At 35.7% G+C, this 18,047-nt stretch carries 16 protein-coding genes; 10 read left to right on the top strand and 6 right to left on the bottom strand.

What is annotated here, in order from left to right:
* Window positions 1–104: 104 nt before the first annotated feature.
* The 4 genes from yabG (at window position 105) to GHD00_RS05550 (ending at window position 3,146) form a co-directional block, all read left to right on the top strand.
* Entirely contained in the window at window positions 105–965 is an 861-nt protein-coding gene (gene yabG, locus GHD00_RS05565; protein WP_163537155.1) for a sporulation peptidase YabG, read from the top strand.
* Between the two features lie 192 nt (window positions 966–1,157).
* Window positions 1,158–2,543 carry a class II fumarate hydratase gene (fumC, locus tag GHD00_RS05560; RefSeq protein WP_163537154.1) on the top strand — a complete coding sequence of 462 codons (1,386 nt, stop codon included), beginning with the start codon at window positions 1,158–1,160 and terminating at the stop codon, window positions 2,541–2,543.
* Window positions 2,544–2,628: 85 nt separating this feature from the next.
* Complete coding sequence (locus GHD00_RS05555; RefSeq protein WP_163537153.1) at window positions 2,629–2,835, top strand: alpha/beta-type small acid-soluble spore protein; 207 nt, start codon at window positions 2,629–2,631, stop codon at window positions 2,833–2,835.
* Between the two features lie 59 nt (window positions 2,836–2,894).
* A complete protein-coding gene (locus tag GHD00_RS05550) occupies window positions 2,895–3,146 on the top strand; it encodes a hypothetical protein (protein ID WP_163537152.1) in 252 nt (83 codons plus the stop codon).
* A gap of 41 nt (window positions 3,147–3,187) precedes the next feature.
* On the opposite strand, the gene GHD00_RS05545 is transcribed toward GHD00_RS05550, so the two are convergent.
* From GHD00_RS05545 to GHD00_RS05530, 4 genes are all read right to left on the bottom strand, one after another.
* Entirely contained in the window at window positions 3,188–4,288 is a 1,101-nt protein-coding gene (locus GHD00_RS05545) for an ABC transporter ATP-binding protein (RefSeq protein ID WP_163537151.1), read from the bottom strand.
* Window positions 4,289–4,468: 180 nt separating this feature from the next.
* Window positions 4,469–5,365: a PucR family transcriptional regulator gene (locus GHD00_RS05540; RefSeq protein ID WP_163537150.1), complete on the bottom strand. Its 897-nt coding sequence runs from the start codon at window positions 5,363–5,365 to the stop codon at window positions 4,469–4,471.
* Between the two features lie 209 nt (window positions 5,366–5,574).
* Window positions 5,575–5,763 carry a hypothetical protein gene (locus GHD00_RS05535; RefSeq protein ID WP_163537149.1) on the bottom strand — a complete coding sequence of 63 codons (189 nt, stop codon included), beginning with the start codon at window positions 5,761–5,763 and terminating at the stop codon, window positions 5,575–5,577.
* Between the two features lie 46 nt (window positions 5,764–5,809).
* Entirely contained in the window at window positions 5,810–7,123 is a 1,314-nt protein-coding gene (locus tag GHD00_RS05530) for a YheC/YheD family endospore coat-associated protein (RefSeq protein WP_163537148.1), read from the bottom strand.
* Window positions 7,124–7,206: 83 nt separating this feature from the next.
* On the opposite strand from GHD00_RS05530, the gene GHD00_RS05525 reads away from it, so the two are divergent.
* The 4 genes from GHD00_RS05525 to GHD00_RS05510 all read left to right on the top strand — a co-directional run bounded on the left by GHD00_RS05525 (window position 7,207) and on the right by GHD00_RS05510 (window position 11,716).
* The gene (locus GHD00_RS05525; protein WP_163537147.1) at window positions 7,207–8,343 is read left to right on the top strand and encodes a DUF445 domain-containing protein; all 1,137 of its coding nucleotides are present in this window, start codon (window positions 7,207–7,209) and stop codon (window positions 8,341–8,343) included.
* Between the two features lie 118 nt (window positions 8,344–8,461).
* A complete protein-coding gene (locus tag GHD00_RS05520) occupies window positions 8,462–8,821 on the top strand; it encodes a YlbF/YmcA family competence regulator (RefSeq protein WP_163537146.1) in 360 nt (119 codons plus the stop codon).
* Between the two features lie 743 nt (window positions 8,822–9,564).
* Window positions 9,565–10,464: an ABC transporter ATP-binding protein gene (locus tag GHD00_RS05515; RefSeq protein WP_163537145.1), complete on the top strand. Its 900-nt coding sequence runs from the start codon at window positions 9,565–9,567 to the stop codon at window positions 10,462–10,464.
* Window positions 10,457–11,716: an ABC transporter permease gene (locus GHD00_RS05510; protein WP_163537144.1), complete on the top strand. Its 1,260-nt coding sequence runs from the start codon at window positions 10,457–10,459 to the stop codon at window positions 11,714–11,716. The genes GHD00_RS05515 and GHD00_RS05510 overlap by 8 nt, the downstream gene beginning before the upstream one ends.
* A 56-nt stretch (window positions 11,717–11,772) precedes the next feature.
* Here GHD00_RS05510 and GHD00_RS05505 read toward each other — a convergent pair whose 3' ends face one another.
* Together GHD00_RS05505 and GHD00_RS05500 are read right to left on the bottom strand one after the other, a co-directional pair.
* Window positions 11,773–12,393, bottom strand: coding sequence for a class I SAM-dependent methyltransferase (locus tag GHD00_RS05505; protein WP_163537143.1), 621 nt, complete (start codon window positions 12,391–12,393; stop codon window positions 11,773–11,775).
* Between the two features lie 19 nt (window positions 12,394–12,412).
* On the bottom strand, window positions 12,413–13,255 hold the full coding sequence (locus GHD00_RS05500) for a hypothetical protein (RefSeq protein ID WP_163537142.1): 843 nt from the start codon (window positions 13,253–13,255) through the stop codon (window positions 12,413–12,415).
* A 120-nt stretch (window positions 13,256–13,375) separates the two neighbouring features.
* On the opposite strand from GHD00_RS05500, the gene GHD00_RS05495 reads away from it, so the two are divergent.
* Together GHD00_RS05495 and GHD00_RS05490 are read left to right on the top strand one after the other, a co-directional pair.
* Complete coding sequence (locus tag GHD00_RS05495; RefSeq protein ID WP_163537141.1) at window positions 13,376–14,608, top strand: metallophosphoesterase family protein; 1,233 nt, start codon at window positions 13,376–13,378, stop codon at window positions 14,606–14,608.
* Window positions 14,609–14,610: 2 nt separating this feature from the next.
* Entirely contained in the window at window positions 14,611–17,490 is a 2,880-nt protein-coding gene (locus GHD00_RS05490; protein WP_163537140.1) for an ATP-binding protein, read from the top strand.
* Window positions 17,491–18,047: the final 557 nt, after the last annotated feature.

Raw genomic sequence — 18,047 nt, 5'->3', positions numbered from 1 at the left:
ATATGCATCCCTTCTGGTATACCAGGAGGGATTGCTTGATGCATGCACCAAAAGATTCTTTCCATCATAGCCTATAATAGCTTAGTCTTAGGTGAGGTGGTTCAGTGAAGCTTACAACAGGAATGCTTGTGACGCGCTATTCATACGAGCATGATATCGTGTTTCGTGTGAAAAATATATCAAATGAAACGGTTTTACTCCATGGGGAGGATTTACGTATAGAAGCAGATGCACCTATTGATGATGTGCGTATCCTGCCAGAAGAGGATATTAGAGAACGTCAAGAAGAAATAAAAGAAAAAGAAGAATATTCCTATCGACTATTTCGCCAGGATTATCAGTTAATGAAAGATAAAAAAGATATCGAACATAAAAAAAAAGAACCGAGAAACGTTCAACGATTCCAACTACCAGTAAAGGTATTACATTTAGATGGTGATCGGCTTTATTTAAAAAAGTGTATTGAACTTTATCAGCGATTAGGACTGCAAGTACACGGGGCATATGTACCAGAAAGTGATTTGCCTTTTGAGATGCAAAAGTATATTGAGAAAATCCAACCGGATATTATTGTTATTACAGGTCATGATGCTTATTCTGAGTCTAAAGGATCGAAAAAAGAATTATCCGCTTATCGCAACACAAAACATTTTGTAGAAGCTGTTCGAATTGCAAGAAATTGGACATCGCACCTAGATCAACTAGTCATTTTTGCAGGAGCTTGTCAATCACACTTCGAATCTTTAATTAGAGCTGGAGCCAATTTCGCCAGTTCACCAGATCGAGTGAATATACATGCACTAGATCCTGTTTATGTGGTAGCAAAAGTAGCATATACACCCTTTATGGATAAAATCAACGTATATGAAGTATTAAAAAATACGATGACAGGAGAAAAAGGTCTTGGCGGAATGGAGACAAAAGGATTATTTCGCACAGGCCTACCATATGTTGATACAAAATAGTGGCATGTGCCACTATTTTTTGTTGTACTATCAGAAAGTATAAATTATTATGGTTGATAGTATAAGAAAAACTAAGGCTTTCTCCATTAAGACTTGGCGATAATCCAAGTTTTTCTTTATGAATTAATACACGTATTAGGTGTTTTTTTGATACAATAAAGAAGAAAATGTCTAAAGGGGGAGAAAGGAAATATGGATTATCGTATCGAACGAGATACTATTGGGGAAATGAAGGTAGCTAATGATAAGTATTGGGGTGCACAAACGCAAAGAAGTAAAGAGAATTTCCCTATTGGAAACGAAACAATGCCAAAGGAAATTATTGAAGGATTCGCTATTCTAAAACGAAGTGCAGCAATCGTGAATAGTGAACTTGGCCTTATGGAAAAAGAAAAAGCAGAAGCGATTACATATGCTGCTGATAGAATTTTAGCAGGAGATTTATATGATCATTTTCCGTTAGTTGTTTGGCAAACAGGAAGCGGTACACAATCCAACATGAATGTAAATGAAGTAATTGCATATGTTGGAAACCAATGGTTAAGTGAGAAAAACAGTGATTTGACTTTACATCCTAATGATGACGTCAACAAATCGCAAAGTTCTAATGATACGTATCCTACAGCTTTACATATTGCAGCTGTTCGTAAGCTAGAAGAAGTCGTTTTACCAGCACTGTCCACTTTAGAGAAGACTTTAAAAGAGAAGATGGAAGCGTTTAAAGATGTAGTGAAAATAGGTAGAACACATTTGCAAGATGCTACTCCCTTAACATTAGGCCAAGAAATTAGTGGTTGGCATCGGATGTTAGAAAAAACCGAATCGATGATTAAAAATAGTATCCCGCACGTAAAAGAACTAGCAATTGGCGGGACTGCTGTAGGGACTGGGTTAAATGCTCATCCTGAATTTTCAGAACGTGTAACGAAAAAGATAAGCGAATATACTGAAAAAGAATTTATTTCGGCCTCAAATAAGTTTCATGCTTTAACAAGTCATGATGAGTTAGTTTATGCTCATGGTGCATTAAAGGGTCTTGCAGCTGATTTAATGAAAATTGGAAACGATGTTCGCTGGTTAGCAAGTGGTCCGCGTTGTGGTATTGGTGAAATCACGATCCCTGCTAATGAACCTGGAAGCTCTATTATGCCTGGGAAAGTCAATCCAACGCAAAGTGAAGCCATTACAATGGTTGCCACTCAAGTAATGGGTAATGACGCAACAATCGGCATTGCAGCAAGCCAGGGTAACTTTGAGTTAAATGTGTTTAAACCAGTGATTGCTTATAACTTCTTGCAATCTGCTCAATTATTAGCAGACAGTATGCTTTCTTTCAATGATCGTTGTGTTGTAGGTTTAGAGCCAAATCATGAACAGATTGAAAAAAATCTTAATGATTCCTTAATGTTAGTAACAGCTTTAAATCCTCATATTGGTTATGAAAATGCAGCGAAAATTGCTAAAAAGGCTTTTGCAGATAATACAACATTAAAAGAAGCAGCAATAGAGCTTGAGTTATTGACTGCAGAGCAATTTGAAGAGTGGATTAAGCCTGAAGAAATGACCTATCCTAAATAATCTTTATTTCTAAAAATTGCTAATATAATAAACGCATATAGATCATCTTTCTGTTCACAATATGGGGTACAGGAGGTGATTAAGAATGGCAACTAACAATTCAAATCAATTAGTTGTTCCTGGAGTAGAACAAGCTCTAGACCAAATGAAAGTGGAGATTGCACAAGAGTTTGGTGTAAATCTTGGTGCTGATTCTACGTCTCGTGCTAACGGTTCAGTTGGTGGCGAAATCACAAAACGTTTAGTAACTATGGCTGAACAACAATTTGGTGGCGGACAGCAGCAACAGTAATGTCATTTTGACATGAAAGGGAGACGTTGAGATAAAACGTCTCCCTTTTGGAGGAAACCATGTATATATGTACAATATGCAATGGATTAGAAAGACTTGAAGCTACTTGCAAAAATTGTGAAGCACCTCTTGAGGATGCTGGAAAAGTCGTCGATTATTATGGCGACTACTCTCCGTATATTGAAGCAAATGATGCTCAATTAATTGATGGAGTCTCCGATTCTTCAAAACAACATCAATGTATCCATGTTGGTACATGTTCAACTTGTCAAATGAGTCAAGAAATAGTAGTACAAGAGCAAAAGATATAAAAAGGAGCTATGCCTCAGGCATAGCTCCTTTCTGTTAATTATTATTGAATACGTTTTTCTGAATCTACGTCAAAGAAGTGACACTTGTGCATATCAAACGCTAAATCAATTTTTTCGCCGCCGTGGATATCTGTACGAGAATCTACACGTGCAACGAATTCTTGTCCATTTACTTCTGAATATAGATAAGATTCAGAACCCATTAATTCAGATACATCGATGGTAGCTTTAATTTTCTTACCAGGGTTAGCATCAAGGAATACAGGCTCATCATGAATATCTTCAGGACGAACACCAAGTACTACTTCCTTACCTACATAGCCTTGTTCGCGAAGGATTTTCATTTTACCTTCAGGTACTTCTACTTTTGTATCACCTAAAGCAATTTTTCCTTCTTCTAGTGTACCGTTAAAGAAGTTCATTGCTGGAGATCCGATAAAACCACCAACAAAGATATTATTTGGTTTATCATATACTTCTTTTGGTGCACCTACTTGTTGGATAATACCATCTTTTAATACAACAAGACGTGTTGCCATAGTCATCGCTTCTGTTTGGTCGTGTGTAACGTAGATGGTTGTTGTCTGCAGACGGTGGTGAAGTTTTTGAATTTCTGCACGCATCTGTACACGTAACTTTGCATCCAAGTTTGATAAAGGCTCATCCATCAAGAACACTTTTGCATCACGTACAATGGCACGTCCTAATGCAACACGCTGACGCTGACCACCGGAAAGGGCTTTCGGTTTACGATCTAAGTATGCTTCAAGACCAAGAATACGAGCTGCTTCTTTTACTCGACGTTCAATTTCGTCTTTTTTAAATTTACGTAATTTCAAACCAAATGCCATGTTGTCATAAACATTCATGTGAGGGTATAGTGCGTAGTTCTGGAAAACCATCGCAATGTCACGATCTTTTGGTGCTACTTCGTTCATTAATTTATCATCAATATAAAATTCTCCACCAGAGATTTCTTCAAGACCTGCGATCATACGTAGGGTTGTTGACTTACCGCAACCAGATGGACCAACGAAAACGATAAATTCCTTGTCACCGATTTCAAGGTTGAAATTATCAACCGCTTTTTCTTCACCTTTGTTATAAATTTTATCAATGTTTCTTAGAGATAATTCTGCCATTTTGTATTCCCTCCTAGATTTATTTGAAAGCGTTTCATCTATGGGTATTAGTTTACTAGTTATTCGTATAAGCGTAAATAGCTATCATGCACAAAAAATGAGGACGAGTTTGTGCACGGTTACAGAAATCGCATACATAAATAAATATAGAAAGTAAAAACCCTTGATATAAAAGGATTTTCACCACTTAGAACGCATGAGTAAGCATAGGTAAACAGCTATGGAACCATCAAACTTTTTGACGTCAATACCCGTTTTTTCAATAAATTTATCTACCCGGTATTGTAAGCTGTTGCGATGCATATACATTTTTTTCGCTGCTAATGTTGTATTGGAATTAGATTCTAAAAAGACTTGTATAGTTTTTAATAATTCTTCATCACCTTGTACATGATGTAATATAGGTTCAACGATCATTTTTTGTTCTGCATCTGTGATATCATGCAATAATAGATATGGAATTGCTTCTATGTAGTGAATGACAGCATAGTTACGCTTTTTCGTTAGGGCATAACATTTTTTAATCCATTGATAGTAACGAGAAGCTTGTTTGATATCATATAGAGTAGGACCGACAAATAAATGAGTGTCCATATAAAAATCGGTTGTTAACACTTCGATAATTTCGTTATAAGTGAGCTTTTCTTCATTTGCATGATGATTTTCTCGAATAATGACCCCTTCATGATTGTTTTCCCATAGAATGGGTGTTTTTTCGGGAAATAAGCCATGTATGGCTTCTCGAAAAGATTCAGGGTCGATCTCTTCATCTGATAAAGAGAAGTAAACAAAGTGGTAAGTTCTTAAATCTTTTTCCATTAAAGATTTCGGTATTTCTTGATGGAATAATACATCCATCCATAGTTTTTCTAGACTGGTTGTTGGTGGTTGATTGGCTTTATATGGAGTAAGTAATATACCGAGTAACTCTTCTTCACGTTTAGATAATTCATTTTTTGGAATGCCAATAATCTCACTGTCATTTGTGACAAACCATTTAAATGTCGTTGTATCTAATGTTTCATTAGGGCTAGTTTTTTTGATAGTGGTAAACAATTCTTCTAATTGCGTATACATGTATTAATCCTCTTTCATTACATACTTTACTTCTATTATAACAAAGATTGGGGATGTTTTATAAAGAAATCAGCTAGTTAAGGTTGAAAAAAAGGGAGCATTTTAAAAATCAGCTCCCTGTAGATGCAACAGGAATATATTCATTGAAATCAGATATATCCCAGTAGCTGCATATTAATTTATATACAAATTGTCCTCATCCCTTGTTTTTATTCACCCTCTGTTTCAGCTGGGAATTTTTCGTTTTGTTTAGGGAGTTTTCTCGCTTGCTCGATTTGCATACGTCCGTGTTGAGAATAGGTGGTACCACCAGCCATTCCCTCATTTATCATTCGATCGACATCTAGTTCATGTGAATTTCTCGGATCGTTTTGATTTTTAGAAGATGGTTTAGCCATCAATAATCCCTCCTTTTTTCCGTAGTTTGTCCGTTTTAGAAATAGATCATTCCGTATTGTTTTGCAAAAAGAAGGCATATTGATATAAAGAGGAAAAAACATCCCGAGATAAATGAGACAACTGCGGATGATCAAAAACCATCCATCCTGGTTTTGCATTAATTTCAAATAACCATAGTTTTTTCTCTTCGTCTATTCCAATATCGAATCCTAATTCACCAATGGTCCCATGGATAGAGCGATCAACTATTTTACTTAAATTAATCGCTGTTTCTATTAATTTTTGCTCGATTTGTTTTTGTTCCTTTGCAGAAAATAGTTGTGACAATAGTAAGACAGAGCCCCCTTTTGTAATATGAGTGGTAAAGCTTTTGTTAGACGTTTGCTTTCCAAATATAAGGGTAACCTGCCAATTACTTTGTTCATCTTTATTTGTATGAATACGAAAGTCTATCGCATTTCCTTGATGTTTCATTAAAGGAATGGCTTCTTGCAAGACGTAATGTTGAAATCCTTTAGGGAAATATTCTGCTTGAAAAGAATCGATATCTCGATAATACTGTTTTAATGCTGTGTGAGATTTATAATTTGTGATGGCTATTTGGTCGTCTATTTTTTCGATCAGGCAAATGCCATTCCCTTTACTTCCATGAATGGGCTTTAAGTAAACAGCGTTCTGTTCCATCATTTCCTCTATTGTATTTAACGAAGGTTGAAAAATGGTGTATGGCAATAGATATCGGCATTTCTCTTCTTTCATTAAGTATTCGTACATTTGCCATTTGTTAAAAAAGTCAGGGTTAAATATAATAGAGGTTGTGTTCAGTACTTGTTTCACTATTTTTATTTTAGGATGAGATTCCATCTTTCGATTGGGTATTCGGTTATAAATGACTGGCGGGATATTGGTTGTCGTCCTTTTCCATTGGTTATCCAAAAAGTGATATCCCTCTATTTTGTTAGAGGTTAAATCTACATGCTGATAGCCAAAAAATATCGTGTCAAAACCAAATGTTTGTCCAATGCGAGACATTTCTTCATATAAAGAGAAATGCCTTGCTGAGCTCAGGTTCGTGTGATTAATACTAGCAATAAAAACGCCAAGCTGATAGGCGAAGATACATGTGTCTTCTATGACTTGGAGCTGACAATGGGAACGGCCTTGCAAACGAATTTGCTCCATTAACGCAGAAGAAATATAAACAACATCTGGATGTCGATCATGACTAAGGCAATCACAATATGCATGATACGGTCCGTTTTGTACTTGGTTAATATGTTGAAAGGAAGTATAAAGCTTTTGTGGTACAATGACTCTGCTTTTTGGATTAAAATATTCACGTATACGTAGTGTATGCATCATAAAAACCTTCCTTTATACAAGATAATTCATTATATGCATGTCTTATTTAGGTTATACGTTATGGAAAGGTGGCAAAAGTTGTGGGAATAATTTGGACTATTATGGCAATGATCATCATTGGCAGCTTTATCGGCGGTTTAACAAACTCTCTTGCGATAAAAATGTTATTTCGTCCATATAAACAAAAATATATAGGTAAGTGGAAAATTCCATTTACCCCTGGTGTAATACCAAAACGTCGAGCGACTTTAGCAAAGCAATTAGGAAGGCTTGTTTCCGATCATTTAGTTACCATGGATAGTATACAAAATAAGTTGGAAGAGCCTAAATTAAAAAAGCAAGTACAAACGCAATTACAAATAGAGTGGGAAAAGTTTCTATCTAAGTCGATAACGGTTCAGGAACTCATGGATAGATTTCGGTTGCCTGTCAACAAAGAAAAAATATTAAATCAATTTGGAGATATGGCTGTACAACAATATGAGGCATTTATAAAAAAGAATCGACATACTAAACTAAAAAAAATTCTGTCAACTATTTCTCAAGAAGAAAAGGAGCAACTTGTGGATGGGGTCATATCTTATGCTCATCAGAAAGCATTAAGTGTTTTAACTTCATCACAAACCAAATATCAAATGGAGCGTATTATACTGAATTATGCTGAATCAAAAGGTTTTTTTGGGAATATGATATTATCGATGTTTAGCAGTGAAGATCTTGCTGAAAAAATACAACATCTTCTTATCCATTATATAAAATCAGATGATGGGTATCAAACATTTCAACGCTTGATTCAACAGGAATGGAGTGAATGGGAAGGAAAAGATCTTGCTCATTTTTCTTATATTTTGGAAAGTGCAACCGTAAAAACTAAAATACATCATCTAGCTAGAACAAGTATTCCGATAGATCAATGGATGAATAAGGATATTCAAAGTATTTTACAACCATTTTCCAAGACGATACATAAACAAGTTTTACCATTTTTAGTAGATTCTTTGTTTGATAAATTACATCAACAATTACCACAAATTTTGAAACAATTAGAAATGAATCGTATGGTGGAAGAACAGGTTGCTTCCTTTCCCATTGAAAGAATTGAACAAATGATGCTCTCCATTTCCAAAAAGGAATTGAAGTGGATCACTTATTTAGGGGCATTTCTTGGTGGTGTTATTGGATTGATTCAAGGATTTCTTTTCGTAGGACTTGGATAATGTATAGCATTTCTGTTATAGTGGATGGAGCATATTGGCGAACGATCGAATATGATGTTCATATCCATGTGCAAAAATCACAACCGATGAGAAAACAGAATTAGGAGGCTTATCTTTTATGTCAAATGTATACGATAGCGCACATGAGCTAGAGAAAGCAATTCAAGCGAGTGATGAATTTAAAGACTTGAAAGCAGCTTATGATAAGGTGATGGAGGATTCATCTGCTAAGCAAATGTTTGAAAATTTCCGTAATACACAGATGGAATTACAACAAAAACAAATGCAAGGTGCTGAAATTACGGAAGAAGAAGTAGAAAATGCAAAAAAAGTGGTGGAACTAGTTCAACAACATGAGGATATCTCTAAATTGATGGAACAAGAACAACGTGTTAATGTGTTAGTAAATGATATAAGTCGTATTATTACAAAACCACTTGAAGAACTTTACGGCGTGCCAGGACAACAAGAGCAATAAGAAAAGTATTGATGAAAACCACGGAGAAATTTAAGTCTTCGTGGTTTTTTAATGAGGATGTTTCTAAGACTATTGCTATTTAAAATAAACCTTATTGCACCATATCCATATAATACGCAGTAACTTTGAACAGTTTCCCTCTCACTCTGTTCACGATGAGTGCTTAATCGACGCTGTGGAAAACACTCGCTTTCACCCTAGGGCACAAGTGCGACATCTACTCAAGCTCCCTTTGGTCGCTTTCGCAGTGTCTTCTTTGCCGTGGGGAACGCTTCAGCCTCCTCACTCACCAAAACCGTTCGCCTGAGGGGTCTTCAGACTGTTCCTTTCCCACAGGAGTCTCGTATTTTTCCGCAGCTTGGATTAGTAATCGTTTTATGTGAGAATAAAACATATTCTTACTACTCACAAGCGGAAGAAATATACGTAGACTCCTGGGGGAACAGCGCGAGCTGAAGATCCCGCAGGCAGCTTGCTGCCGAGGAAGCTGAAGCCGTGCCCCCGGAAAGCGAAGTATATTTCTGGAGCGGTGTTTATACACTCATCCCCAGTACTATTGCGTAGTTTGGTTCTACTGTGTAATAAAACAACAAAGAATAATTAAGCTGTAATGGGAAGTTTTTGGAAGGTTGATAGAAGAGTACTCATGATCATTTGCCATTTAGTAAACAGGATATTTTTTTAATTGAAACTTTTTCCTTTTTAAAACGTATGTATAGATGAGGAAAAAGAGGGGGATAGAAATGTCATTAATTTTAGATCGTGTGATGAAAAAATTTGGTTCGTTTACAGCTGTCGAAGATCTATCGTTAGAAATTCCGGAGAATCATATATTTGGCTTTTTAGGAGCGAACGGTGCTGGGAAGACGACAACATTTCGTATGATTTTAAATTTATTAGATCAAACATCTGGTACCATTACTTGGAACGGTGAAAGGATAGACTATCAAAAAAGCGATGAAATTGGTTATTTACCTGAAGAAAGAGGTTTATACCCAAAATTAAAAGTACAAGATCAATTAACTTATTTAGGAAAGCTAAAAGGAATGTCGAAGAAAGATGCATTACATGAACTAAAACATTGGCTGGACAAATTGAAGGTTCCTCAATATTTAGATAAAAAAATAGAGGAGTTATCAAAAGGGAATCAGCAAAAAATACAGTTTATTTCAGCTGTTATACATAAACCGAAACTTCTCATTTTAGACGAACCTTTCTCTGGATTAGACCCTGTCAATGTAGAATTGTTAAAGAAAGCAGTCTTAGATTTGAAGGAAGCTGGTACATCCATTGTGTTTGCTTCTCATCGAATGGAACATGTAGAAGAATTATGCGAACATCTCTGTATGATGCAACATGGTAAACCAGTTCTACACGGTAATTTACGAGAAATCAAGCGATCTTTTGGAAAGAAAAACTTAGTGATACAAGCAGATTTTGATTTATCCTTTTTAGAAGACCACCCTGGTGTATTAAAGACAAAACGTTTTGCAGATGGGGTGGAATGTCAAATCGAAAGGAAAGAAACTTCTCAAGATATTTTACAGCAAATACAGGGTATGGGATTTGTAAGGAAATTTGAGTTAGATGAACCAAGTCTTAATGATATTTTCATTGAAAAGGCTGGTGAATCCTATGAATAAGTTTTGGATTGTTTTCTTTCATACGTTTATTTCTAAAATCAAAACAAAATCGTTTATTATTACAACGGCATTATTTTTAGCCTTCATCATTCTGATGGCTAACATACAATCTATCATTAGTCTGTTTGATCAAGATGAAATGGATCGAGTAGGGGTCGTGTCAAATCAATCAGAAATTGTTACCTTATTAGATGAGAGATTAGGTGGAACAGATATTGAGATTACAGATTATAATGGTTCGTTGGAAGAGGCGAAGGAAGCTGTTACACAGGAAGAAATGGTGGGTGTTTTAGAAATCAATCAAACAGATGATCAACTTCCTAAAGCTTCCTATCATGCGGTGGATTATACAAATCAACGTGTGGAAACGCGTTTACAAAATGAATTAGAGCAGATTAAAGTAGAAATGGCAACGAACCAAGCAGGTATTGATCCAGAAGTGATTGCTTCAATTTATGAGCCGCTCATCTTCGAAACAGAAATTATTGCTGATGGTGAGGGGAATTCTTCTGTTAAAACAGAAGAAGAACTAAATATAGCTCGTGGTCTGGTTTATGTGATCTTATTTTTACTTTATTTTGCTGTTATATCCTATGGAAATATGATTGCGATGGATATTGCGAATGAAAAGACTTCACGTGTGATGGAGATTTTAATTTCAAGTTCTTCCCCTGTTAGTCAAATGTTTGCCAAGATTTTAGGAATTGGCTGTGTTGGCTTGTTGCAAATGGGCTTTTTCTTAATTACTGGATATATCATGATTATGCAAAAACAAGAAGAATTGGTCGGAGGGTTCTTTGACGCATTTGGCTTTTCAAATGTAAATTTAGCAACGTTTAATTATGCGATTATCTTTTTCTTGCTCGGATATTTTTTATACGCGACTCTTGCGGCAATGCTAGGTTCTCTTGTTAGTCGAACAGAGGATGTACAACAAATGTTAATGCCAAATATTTTATTAATTGTCGCAGCATTTATGATTGCCATGTTTGGTCTAGGTATGCCAAATTCACCATTAGTTACTATCTCTTCCTTTATTCCATTTTTCTCACCAATGACGATGTTCTTAAGAGCAAGCATGTTAGATATTGCCTTTTGGGAAATTGGATTAAGTATCTTTATCCTAATCGCCACGATTATTTTGTTTGCGTTAATCGGGGCTCGAGTTTATCGAGGTGGTGTGCTGATGTATGGCAAATCAAGCTCATTAAAGGATTTTAAAAAAGCATTACAGTTATCAAAAAAGGAATAAAAAAATTTGCTTCAATAGTGCGCATGTGGAATCAACATTCTAGCATGCGCACTTTCTCATGTATTGGTTATCCTTTTTCTGCAACAAAAAACACGGTGGCCATGACTGGAAGGATCATCACATTCATTGATCAGGATATCGCATTTTTCTTCTGTTAATATCTCCATATATTGTTCCTGTGATAAAGAATAGTAAGGAAATAATTGGCCAAACATGTAATCAGTAAGTTGCCCATGTTTCCCGCCTGTAGTAAATAAAAATACTCCATCTTTGTGAAGTAATGAAATGATGTGCCGAAGTGTGTCCTCTTGTCTGGAAATAGATACGTGAAACAGGGAGTCCCAAGCTAGTATCGCATGATATTTTTCTTGTGAGGTATATGTAGTCATGTCTGCGGTTACAAAAGTGGCATCAGGAACATGATTTTTTGCTGTATGCAGCATTTGTTCGGAAATATCTATTCCGGTAACTCTCTTGTATCGACTTGCGATATGCTTGGTGAGGGGCAATCCAGTACCGCACCCAATATCTAAAATCTTTACATCCGGCGTCGCTTCTTTTGATTTAATATAGGAAAGAAGCTGATTGACATAACATAAACCTATGGTTGGCGATCTTTTATCTTCGAATTGCTCCGCTATTTTATCGTATTGTAATCCGATATCTTTTACAGGCATATTGTTGACTCTCCTTTATTTAATGAAAGGTATCTGTTATTTTTTCATGTTCCATACCTAATCCATCCTCTACTAAGACACGTACTTCGAGTTCCCTCATAGAATACTTCTCGTCTATTGTGATGGATTCGTGATACGTAATGTTTTCCGCATTAGGGTCTGGTTTTGCATGTTGATTGTTTTCCATTAGATCTATCTCACGGATCATGTCATCTTCATGATAAAGAAATGCGGATGCTTTTTGTATGGAAAGCTTCTCCCTCTCCACATTTAGAAACTTATGATCGGTTGGATTATGAATATGAACATTAAGCACCACATCTTCATTACGAACATTCAAAAAGGCATCTATCATCATGTGATGCTCCATTTGCTTTTTGAAATCTAATGAAAATAAGTCTTCACTTCTCTTATGGTTTTCTGATGATGCGAGTATTTGAGTTTGATAATTTTTATCTAGTGAAAAGGTTTGAGACAAATGGTAATTTAAATCCCTTTCATTTTCCATCTGTATTTCTTGCCAATTTTCTTCTCCTTCTTCACGATATAATAGAGATACCACAGCATCTTCGTTCAGCTCGCGTAATGTCCATTCAAAGTTTACAGTAATAGTATTTTCTTCTATATTTGCATCCATCACTTGGTAATCTTTTTTGGGGATCCATAACTGTTCCTGCAACATTTCATTCATTTGTTGATGGACTTGAGTTGATATATTTTGGACAGAGTGGTTGGTGTTTTGTACTTCAAACTGCATATTTTCTAACGTACGCTCTACATTTGCTAACTTAGAATACATGACGAGATTCGTCATAATAAGAGCGCCAATGATGCTAACATACATCCATTCCTTTTTTGTCATGATAGCCCTCCTTTATATAAATATATAAATGCTCTTAACATATTTTAACTTACTAAAACAATCGAACGTGCATTCTTATTTCAGCTTTGCTACAATGAATAGAGTAAAGGAGAGGATAGAGTGAATCAGGTGAAATTTATTCATTGTGCGGATTTACATTTAGATAGTCCTTTTAAAGGGTTAAGTGATTTACCTGTACAGATTTTTGAACAAGTTCGTAACAGTACATTTAAATCGTTTAATAAATTAGTGGAGAAAGCAATTGATGAGCATGTTGACTTTGTCTTAATGGCAGGAGATATTTTTGATCAAGAAGAACAAAGTCTCCAAGCATATATGACATTTGTTCGTGCTTGTCAAAAGTTAGCGGAACATGATATTTTAGTTTATCTCTCCTTTGGAAATCATGATCCCATAAATAGTCAAACATTTCCTCGGCATTTTCCAGATAATGTTTTTGTTTTTGAAAAGGAACAAGTAGAATCCTTTCCTTTTAACAAAAATAATCAAACCATAGCAACGATTCACGGTTTTAGTTATATAAATAGAGCTGTTTATGAAAATAAAATTAGTCAATTTCAAAACACGCGGGATGCTTGTTTTTCCATTGGGATGTTGCATGGCAGTATGAGTCAGATGATGTCAGAGGAGCATGCTCCATATGCACCGTTTCAACTTCAAGAATTAAAGCAGGCGGGATTCGATTATTGGGCATTGGGGCACATACATAAAAGAAACATCCTCTCACAAGATCCACCTGTTGTTTATCCAGGGAATTTACAGGGAAGATCTATTAAAGAAACGGGTGAAAAAGGATGTTATGTGGTGACATTATCGGAAAACGATTGTGATTTAACTTTTGTACCATTACAGGAAATTCGTTTTGAGAAGTTATCAGTAGATGTATCTAGTTGGACTAATATGACACAAGCAAGTGAAAAGTTAGATCAAATCGTATTAGACTGGCAGAAAATGTTTGGACGTGTCTTTGTCGAATTACATTTAATAAATATATCAGATAAAGTGCGAAATTGGATAGAGGAAGGCTGGATCACGGATCTTATTGATATAATACATGACAAAATAGAAGATTCTTTTTCTTGGGTATACATCATGAAAGTAAAAATAGAACAGTCATTTCCTAATGATCCATGGCAAGAGGGAGAGAGTTTTTTAAATCAAATTCACCAATCCTTTCAAGAAGTAAAGGACTTCTCTGACTTAATCTCTCCATTGTGGCATCATAAAGATGGCCGCAAATGGTTGGAAAAACTAGATGAGCAAGAAAAAAAGGAAATATTACAAGAAGCAGAAGAATCGATTTATAAAGCGTTATTAGAAGGGAGGGATTAACGATGCATATTAGGGAAGTTTATATCTTTGGATTCGGAAAATGGCAGAACAAACATTTCACTTTTTCGTCATCTAATTTTGTTGAAATCACGGGTCACAATGAGTCTGGGAAATCGACTTTACGGCAATTTATCTTATATGTCTTGTTTGGTCAAACACCGAAACAATTACAGAATTATTTACCGAAAAAAGGTGCTGAAATTGGTGGAAGAGTCATGGTATCTGGTTTAGCAGATGACGTGGTGACCATTGAGCGTATAGAGAAACGTAACAAAGGAAAAGCAATGGTTTATTTTGTGAATGGAGATATAGCTGATGAACAATGGTTGAATGACCAATTTAAAAGGATAACTCGTGATGATTTTGAAGCCATTTACACATTTGATTCACTGGATTTACAAAAAATTCAACAATTGGATAGAAAAGCATTAAACGATGTATTATTGTCGGTTGGCATGACTGGTTCAGATCGAATCTATCAAGCAGAAAAGGAACTGGAAAAGAGAACTGGAGATCTTTTTAAACCATTTGGGAAAAAGCCGGAAATTAATCAATTGTTTGAGGAAATGAAGTATTTAAAACAACAGCTATCAGCTTCAAAACAAGAAGAAGCTACTTATCATCAAAGATGGAAAAATGTACAGAATCTAGAAATCGATATTTATCAAACAGAAGAGCATGTAGAACAGCTGCAAACGCAAGTTCAACATATTGAAAAAAAACTTTCCAATTATAGGTTATTGGAAGAATACTACTTAATCTGCCAACATATCAAGCGTTTAGATAGCAGAGAGACTTTTCCTACTAATGGATTAGAACGTTATCAGCAATTAAAAGAGCTGCTTCTTCCGTTAAAAAGTGAAGCAAATCTTTTAAACAAAAATAAAAAGGAAATTGAATCCGAAATACGCGAAAAAAGACAGCACCTTCTTTCAGAAACTACTTATCAACATTTGTACGAAGCAAAGATGCTTTTGGAAGAAATTGAAGAGAAAGAGAACGAATGCAGGGATTGGAAGCAGAAACGTCAGTCTTTACAAAATGATATCGAACATAAACTAGATGTGATGCAAATTCCACTTGAATGGCAATCACTACAACATTCAAGTTTTCCATTTCATTTGGAGGAATTATGGTCAGATCTAGCAAAACAAAAAGAACAACTAGACATAGAAAAACAATATGTTCAGCATGATTTAGCAGCATTAAAGGAAAAGCAAGACTACTTACAAAAAGAAAAGGCAGAATGGGAACAAGAGCAGATAGATCCGCTTCAATTAAATCAGTATAAAGATGACCTTGATAAATGGGTGAGTAGGACAAATGCCCAGCAACAAGAACAACGTTATCATCAATGGAAATGTAATCAGAAAGAGCTTAGCAGGTACTCCGACTGGACGTTATGGATAGGTATTGCTCTTTCCATTATAACATGGTTCTCGTTAAGCTTTATGAGCATTAGTATTGTCTTATTTATCTTGTCATGGCTTCAACGTATCGCAATACATACGTATCAAAGTCAAACAGAAAAATGGTTGAAACCAAGTGAACACATGAATTATTCGTTATCTGAGGAAGATATTGAAAAGCGAAGAAATGTAATAGAGAAGCAACACCACATTCAGCGACAAATAGAAATGATAACGGAAGAATGGAAAAAAAGTTCGATCGAACAGCTGAAGTTAGAGGAACGAGCTACTTTTATGAAGCAAAGAGGGCAACAATTAGAGCAGAAAATACAAGATCAAGTCGAACAATTTCCATTTCTTGCTCAAATCGATCTACCTTATTGGTCAAAGCTTTATCAACAGTTAACAAGTTTAAAAGAAAAAGTCCATAAACTGCGAAAAATAGATCATGATATTAGCGATTATCAGTCCAGCATCAATAAGAAGCAAGAGCTATGCTTTCGTATGTTAGGTGATCAAGTTGATGCTAATTTAAATAGTATCAATGAAAAACTATCGCAGGAGAGGCAACGAAAGCTATCTATCATGCATTTAGAGGAGCGATTGCAAACGATAAACGATCAATTAAACGATTGTTTAGACAAACAAAAGCCGTATCTTGATGAAATTGGAACTATTTTCGATTTAGCTCAAGTCAATGAGGAAGAAGCTTTTCTCGAAAAAGGAGAAAGAATAGATAAGGTACAATCCTTGAATCAAAAAGCATGGCAATTACGTGATAGTTTATTAATATGGATGGAATTACAGGAAATAGAAAAGGTGAAAAATGGTGATTATGAGAATGAAATCACTTTAAAACAAAAAATGGAGCGGTTGCAAAAGGATATAAAACGAAAAAATGCTTATCTTCAATCTTTAAGGCAACAACTAAGTGATGAAAAGTCTGCATTAAGCATGTTAGAAAATAAAGAAGATGTATCAAAATGGAAGCATCAATATGCTATAAAGCAAGAAGCTTTACAGCAGCTGGCAAAAAAGTGGGCTGTTGATCAAGTGGCACGAAAGAAACTAGAGCAAGCCAAACAAGAATTTTATCAAACGACCATGCCAAAGGTAATTGACCAAGCTAGTATTTTTTTTAGCAAACTGACATCGAACCAGTATGTCAGACTTATTCCTTTAAAAGAAGAGAATTGGCTAGAAGTAGAGGATTACACTGGATTACGCTATACTATCGAAGAATTGTCACAAGGCACGAAAGATCAGTTGTATATTGCCTTAAGGTTAGCGGTGAGTCAAGTTATTGCTGGGCCAATGTCTTTACCATTTATAATAGATGATGGATTTGTGCATTTTGACTCTGTTCGGAAAAAAGAGATGTTTGATCTATTAGAGGAGCTTAGTAATAAGCATCAAATTTTATATTTTTCCACCGTTCGGACAAACTCCGAATCTCTGCACCTATCTTCATAAGGGGCTGTCTTAAAAGTTGCATTCACACATACCGTGAGCTGACCATTTAAGGCAGCTTCTTTTTTGCACGTTAGGAAAGTATAAAATTTTAGCAGGGAAGTTACTCGGCGTAGTAATAATTTTTAAGATCAAAGTATAAGTAAAACTAAGGCTTTCGCCATATCCATATACTACGCAATAACTCATCCTACTCGTCTTCAATGAGTGCTTAATCGACGCTGCGGGAAAACACTCGCTTTCCGTGGGGAACGCTTCAGCCTTCTCGGAAGCAAAGAACGCTTCCTGCGGGGTCTTCAGACTGTTCCTTTCCCACAGGAGTCTCGTATTTTTCCGCAGCTTAGGTTGGTGCTCGTTTTGAGTGAGAGAATATCATCAAACCTATGAAAAAATGAAACAAATCATAAATCGTACCACTCACTAGCGTAGACAACATACGGAGACTCCTGTGGGACAGCGAGAGCTGAAGATCCACTTGGTAAAGGGTTTTTCTTTACCAAGTTAGCTGAAGGCGAGCCCACGGAAAGCGAAGTATGTTGTCGGAGCGTCATAATAGCAGT

It is taken from the genome of Gracilibacillus sp. YIM 98692, from assembly GCF_010993965.1.
Taxonomy (GTDB): Bacteria; Bacillota; Bacilli; order Bacillales; family Amphibacillaceae; genus Gracilibacillus.
Note: the sequence above shows the minus strand (reverse complement) of the source record. Positions and strands in the feature narration are given on the sequence as shown.

Excerpts from the sequence above, each read along its gene's own strand:
- GHD00_RS05490 (WP_163537140.1), top strand. The coding sequence starts at position 14,611 with ATGCATATTAGGGAAGTTTATATCTTTGGATTCGGAAAATGGCAGAAC.
- GHD00_RS05520 (WP_163537146.1), top strand. The coding sequence starts at position 8,462 with ATGTCAAATGTATACGATAGCGCACATGAGCTAGAGAAAGCAATTCAA.
- GHD00_RS05505 (WP_163537143.1), bottom strand. The coding sequence starts at position 12,393 with ATGCCTGTAAAAGATATCGGATTACAATACGATAAAATAGCGGAGCAA.
- GHD00_RS05535 (WP_163537149.1), bottom strand. The coding sequence starts at position 5,763 with ATGGCTAAACCATCTTCTAAAAATCAAAACGATCCGAGAAATTCACAT.
- GHD00_RS05515 (WP_163537145.1), top strand. The coding sequence starts at position 9,565 with ATGTCATTAATTTTAGATCGTGTGATGAAAAAATTTGGTTCGTTTACA.
- GHD00_RS05530 (WP_163537148.1), bottom strand. The coding sequence starts at position 7,123 with ATGCATACACTACGTATACGTGAATATTTTAATCCAAAAAGCAGAGTC.
- GHD00_RS05550 (WP_163537152.1), top strand. The coding sequence starts at position 2,895 with ATGTATATATGTACAATATGCAATGGATTAGAAAGACTTGAAGCTACT.
- GHD00_RS05540 (WP_163537150.1), bottom strand. The coding sequence starts at position 5,365 with ATGTATACGCAATTAGAAGAATTGTTTACCACTATCAAAAAAACTAGC.
- GHD00_RS05555 (WP_163537153.1), top strand. The coding sequence starts at position 2,629 with ATGGCAACTAACAATTCAAATCAATTAGTTGTTCCTGGAGTAGAACAA.
- fumC (WP_163537154.1), top strand. The coding sequence starts at position 1,158 with ATGGATTATCGTATCGAACGAGATACTATTGGGGAAATGAAGGTAGCT.
- GHD00_RS05510 (WP_163537144.1), top strand. The coding sequence starts at position 10,457 with ATGAATAAGTTTTGGATTGTTTTCTTTCATACGTTTATTTCTAAAATC.
- GHD00_RS05500 (WP_163537142.1), bottom strand. The coding sequence starts at position 13,255 with ATGACAAAAAAGGAATGGATGTATGTTAGCATCATTGGCGCTCTTATT.
- GHD00_RS05545 (WP_163537151.1), bottom strand. The coding sequence starts at position 4,288 with ATGGCAGAATTATCTCTAAGAAACATTGATAAAATTTATAACAAAGGT.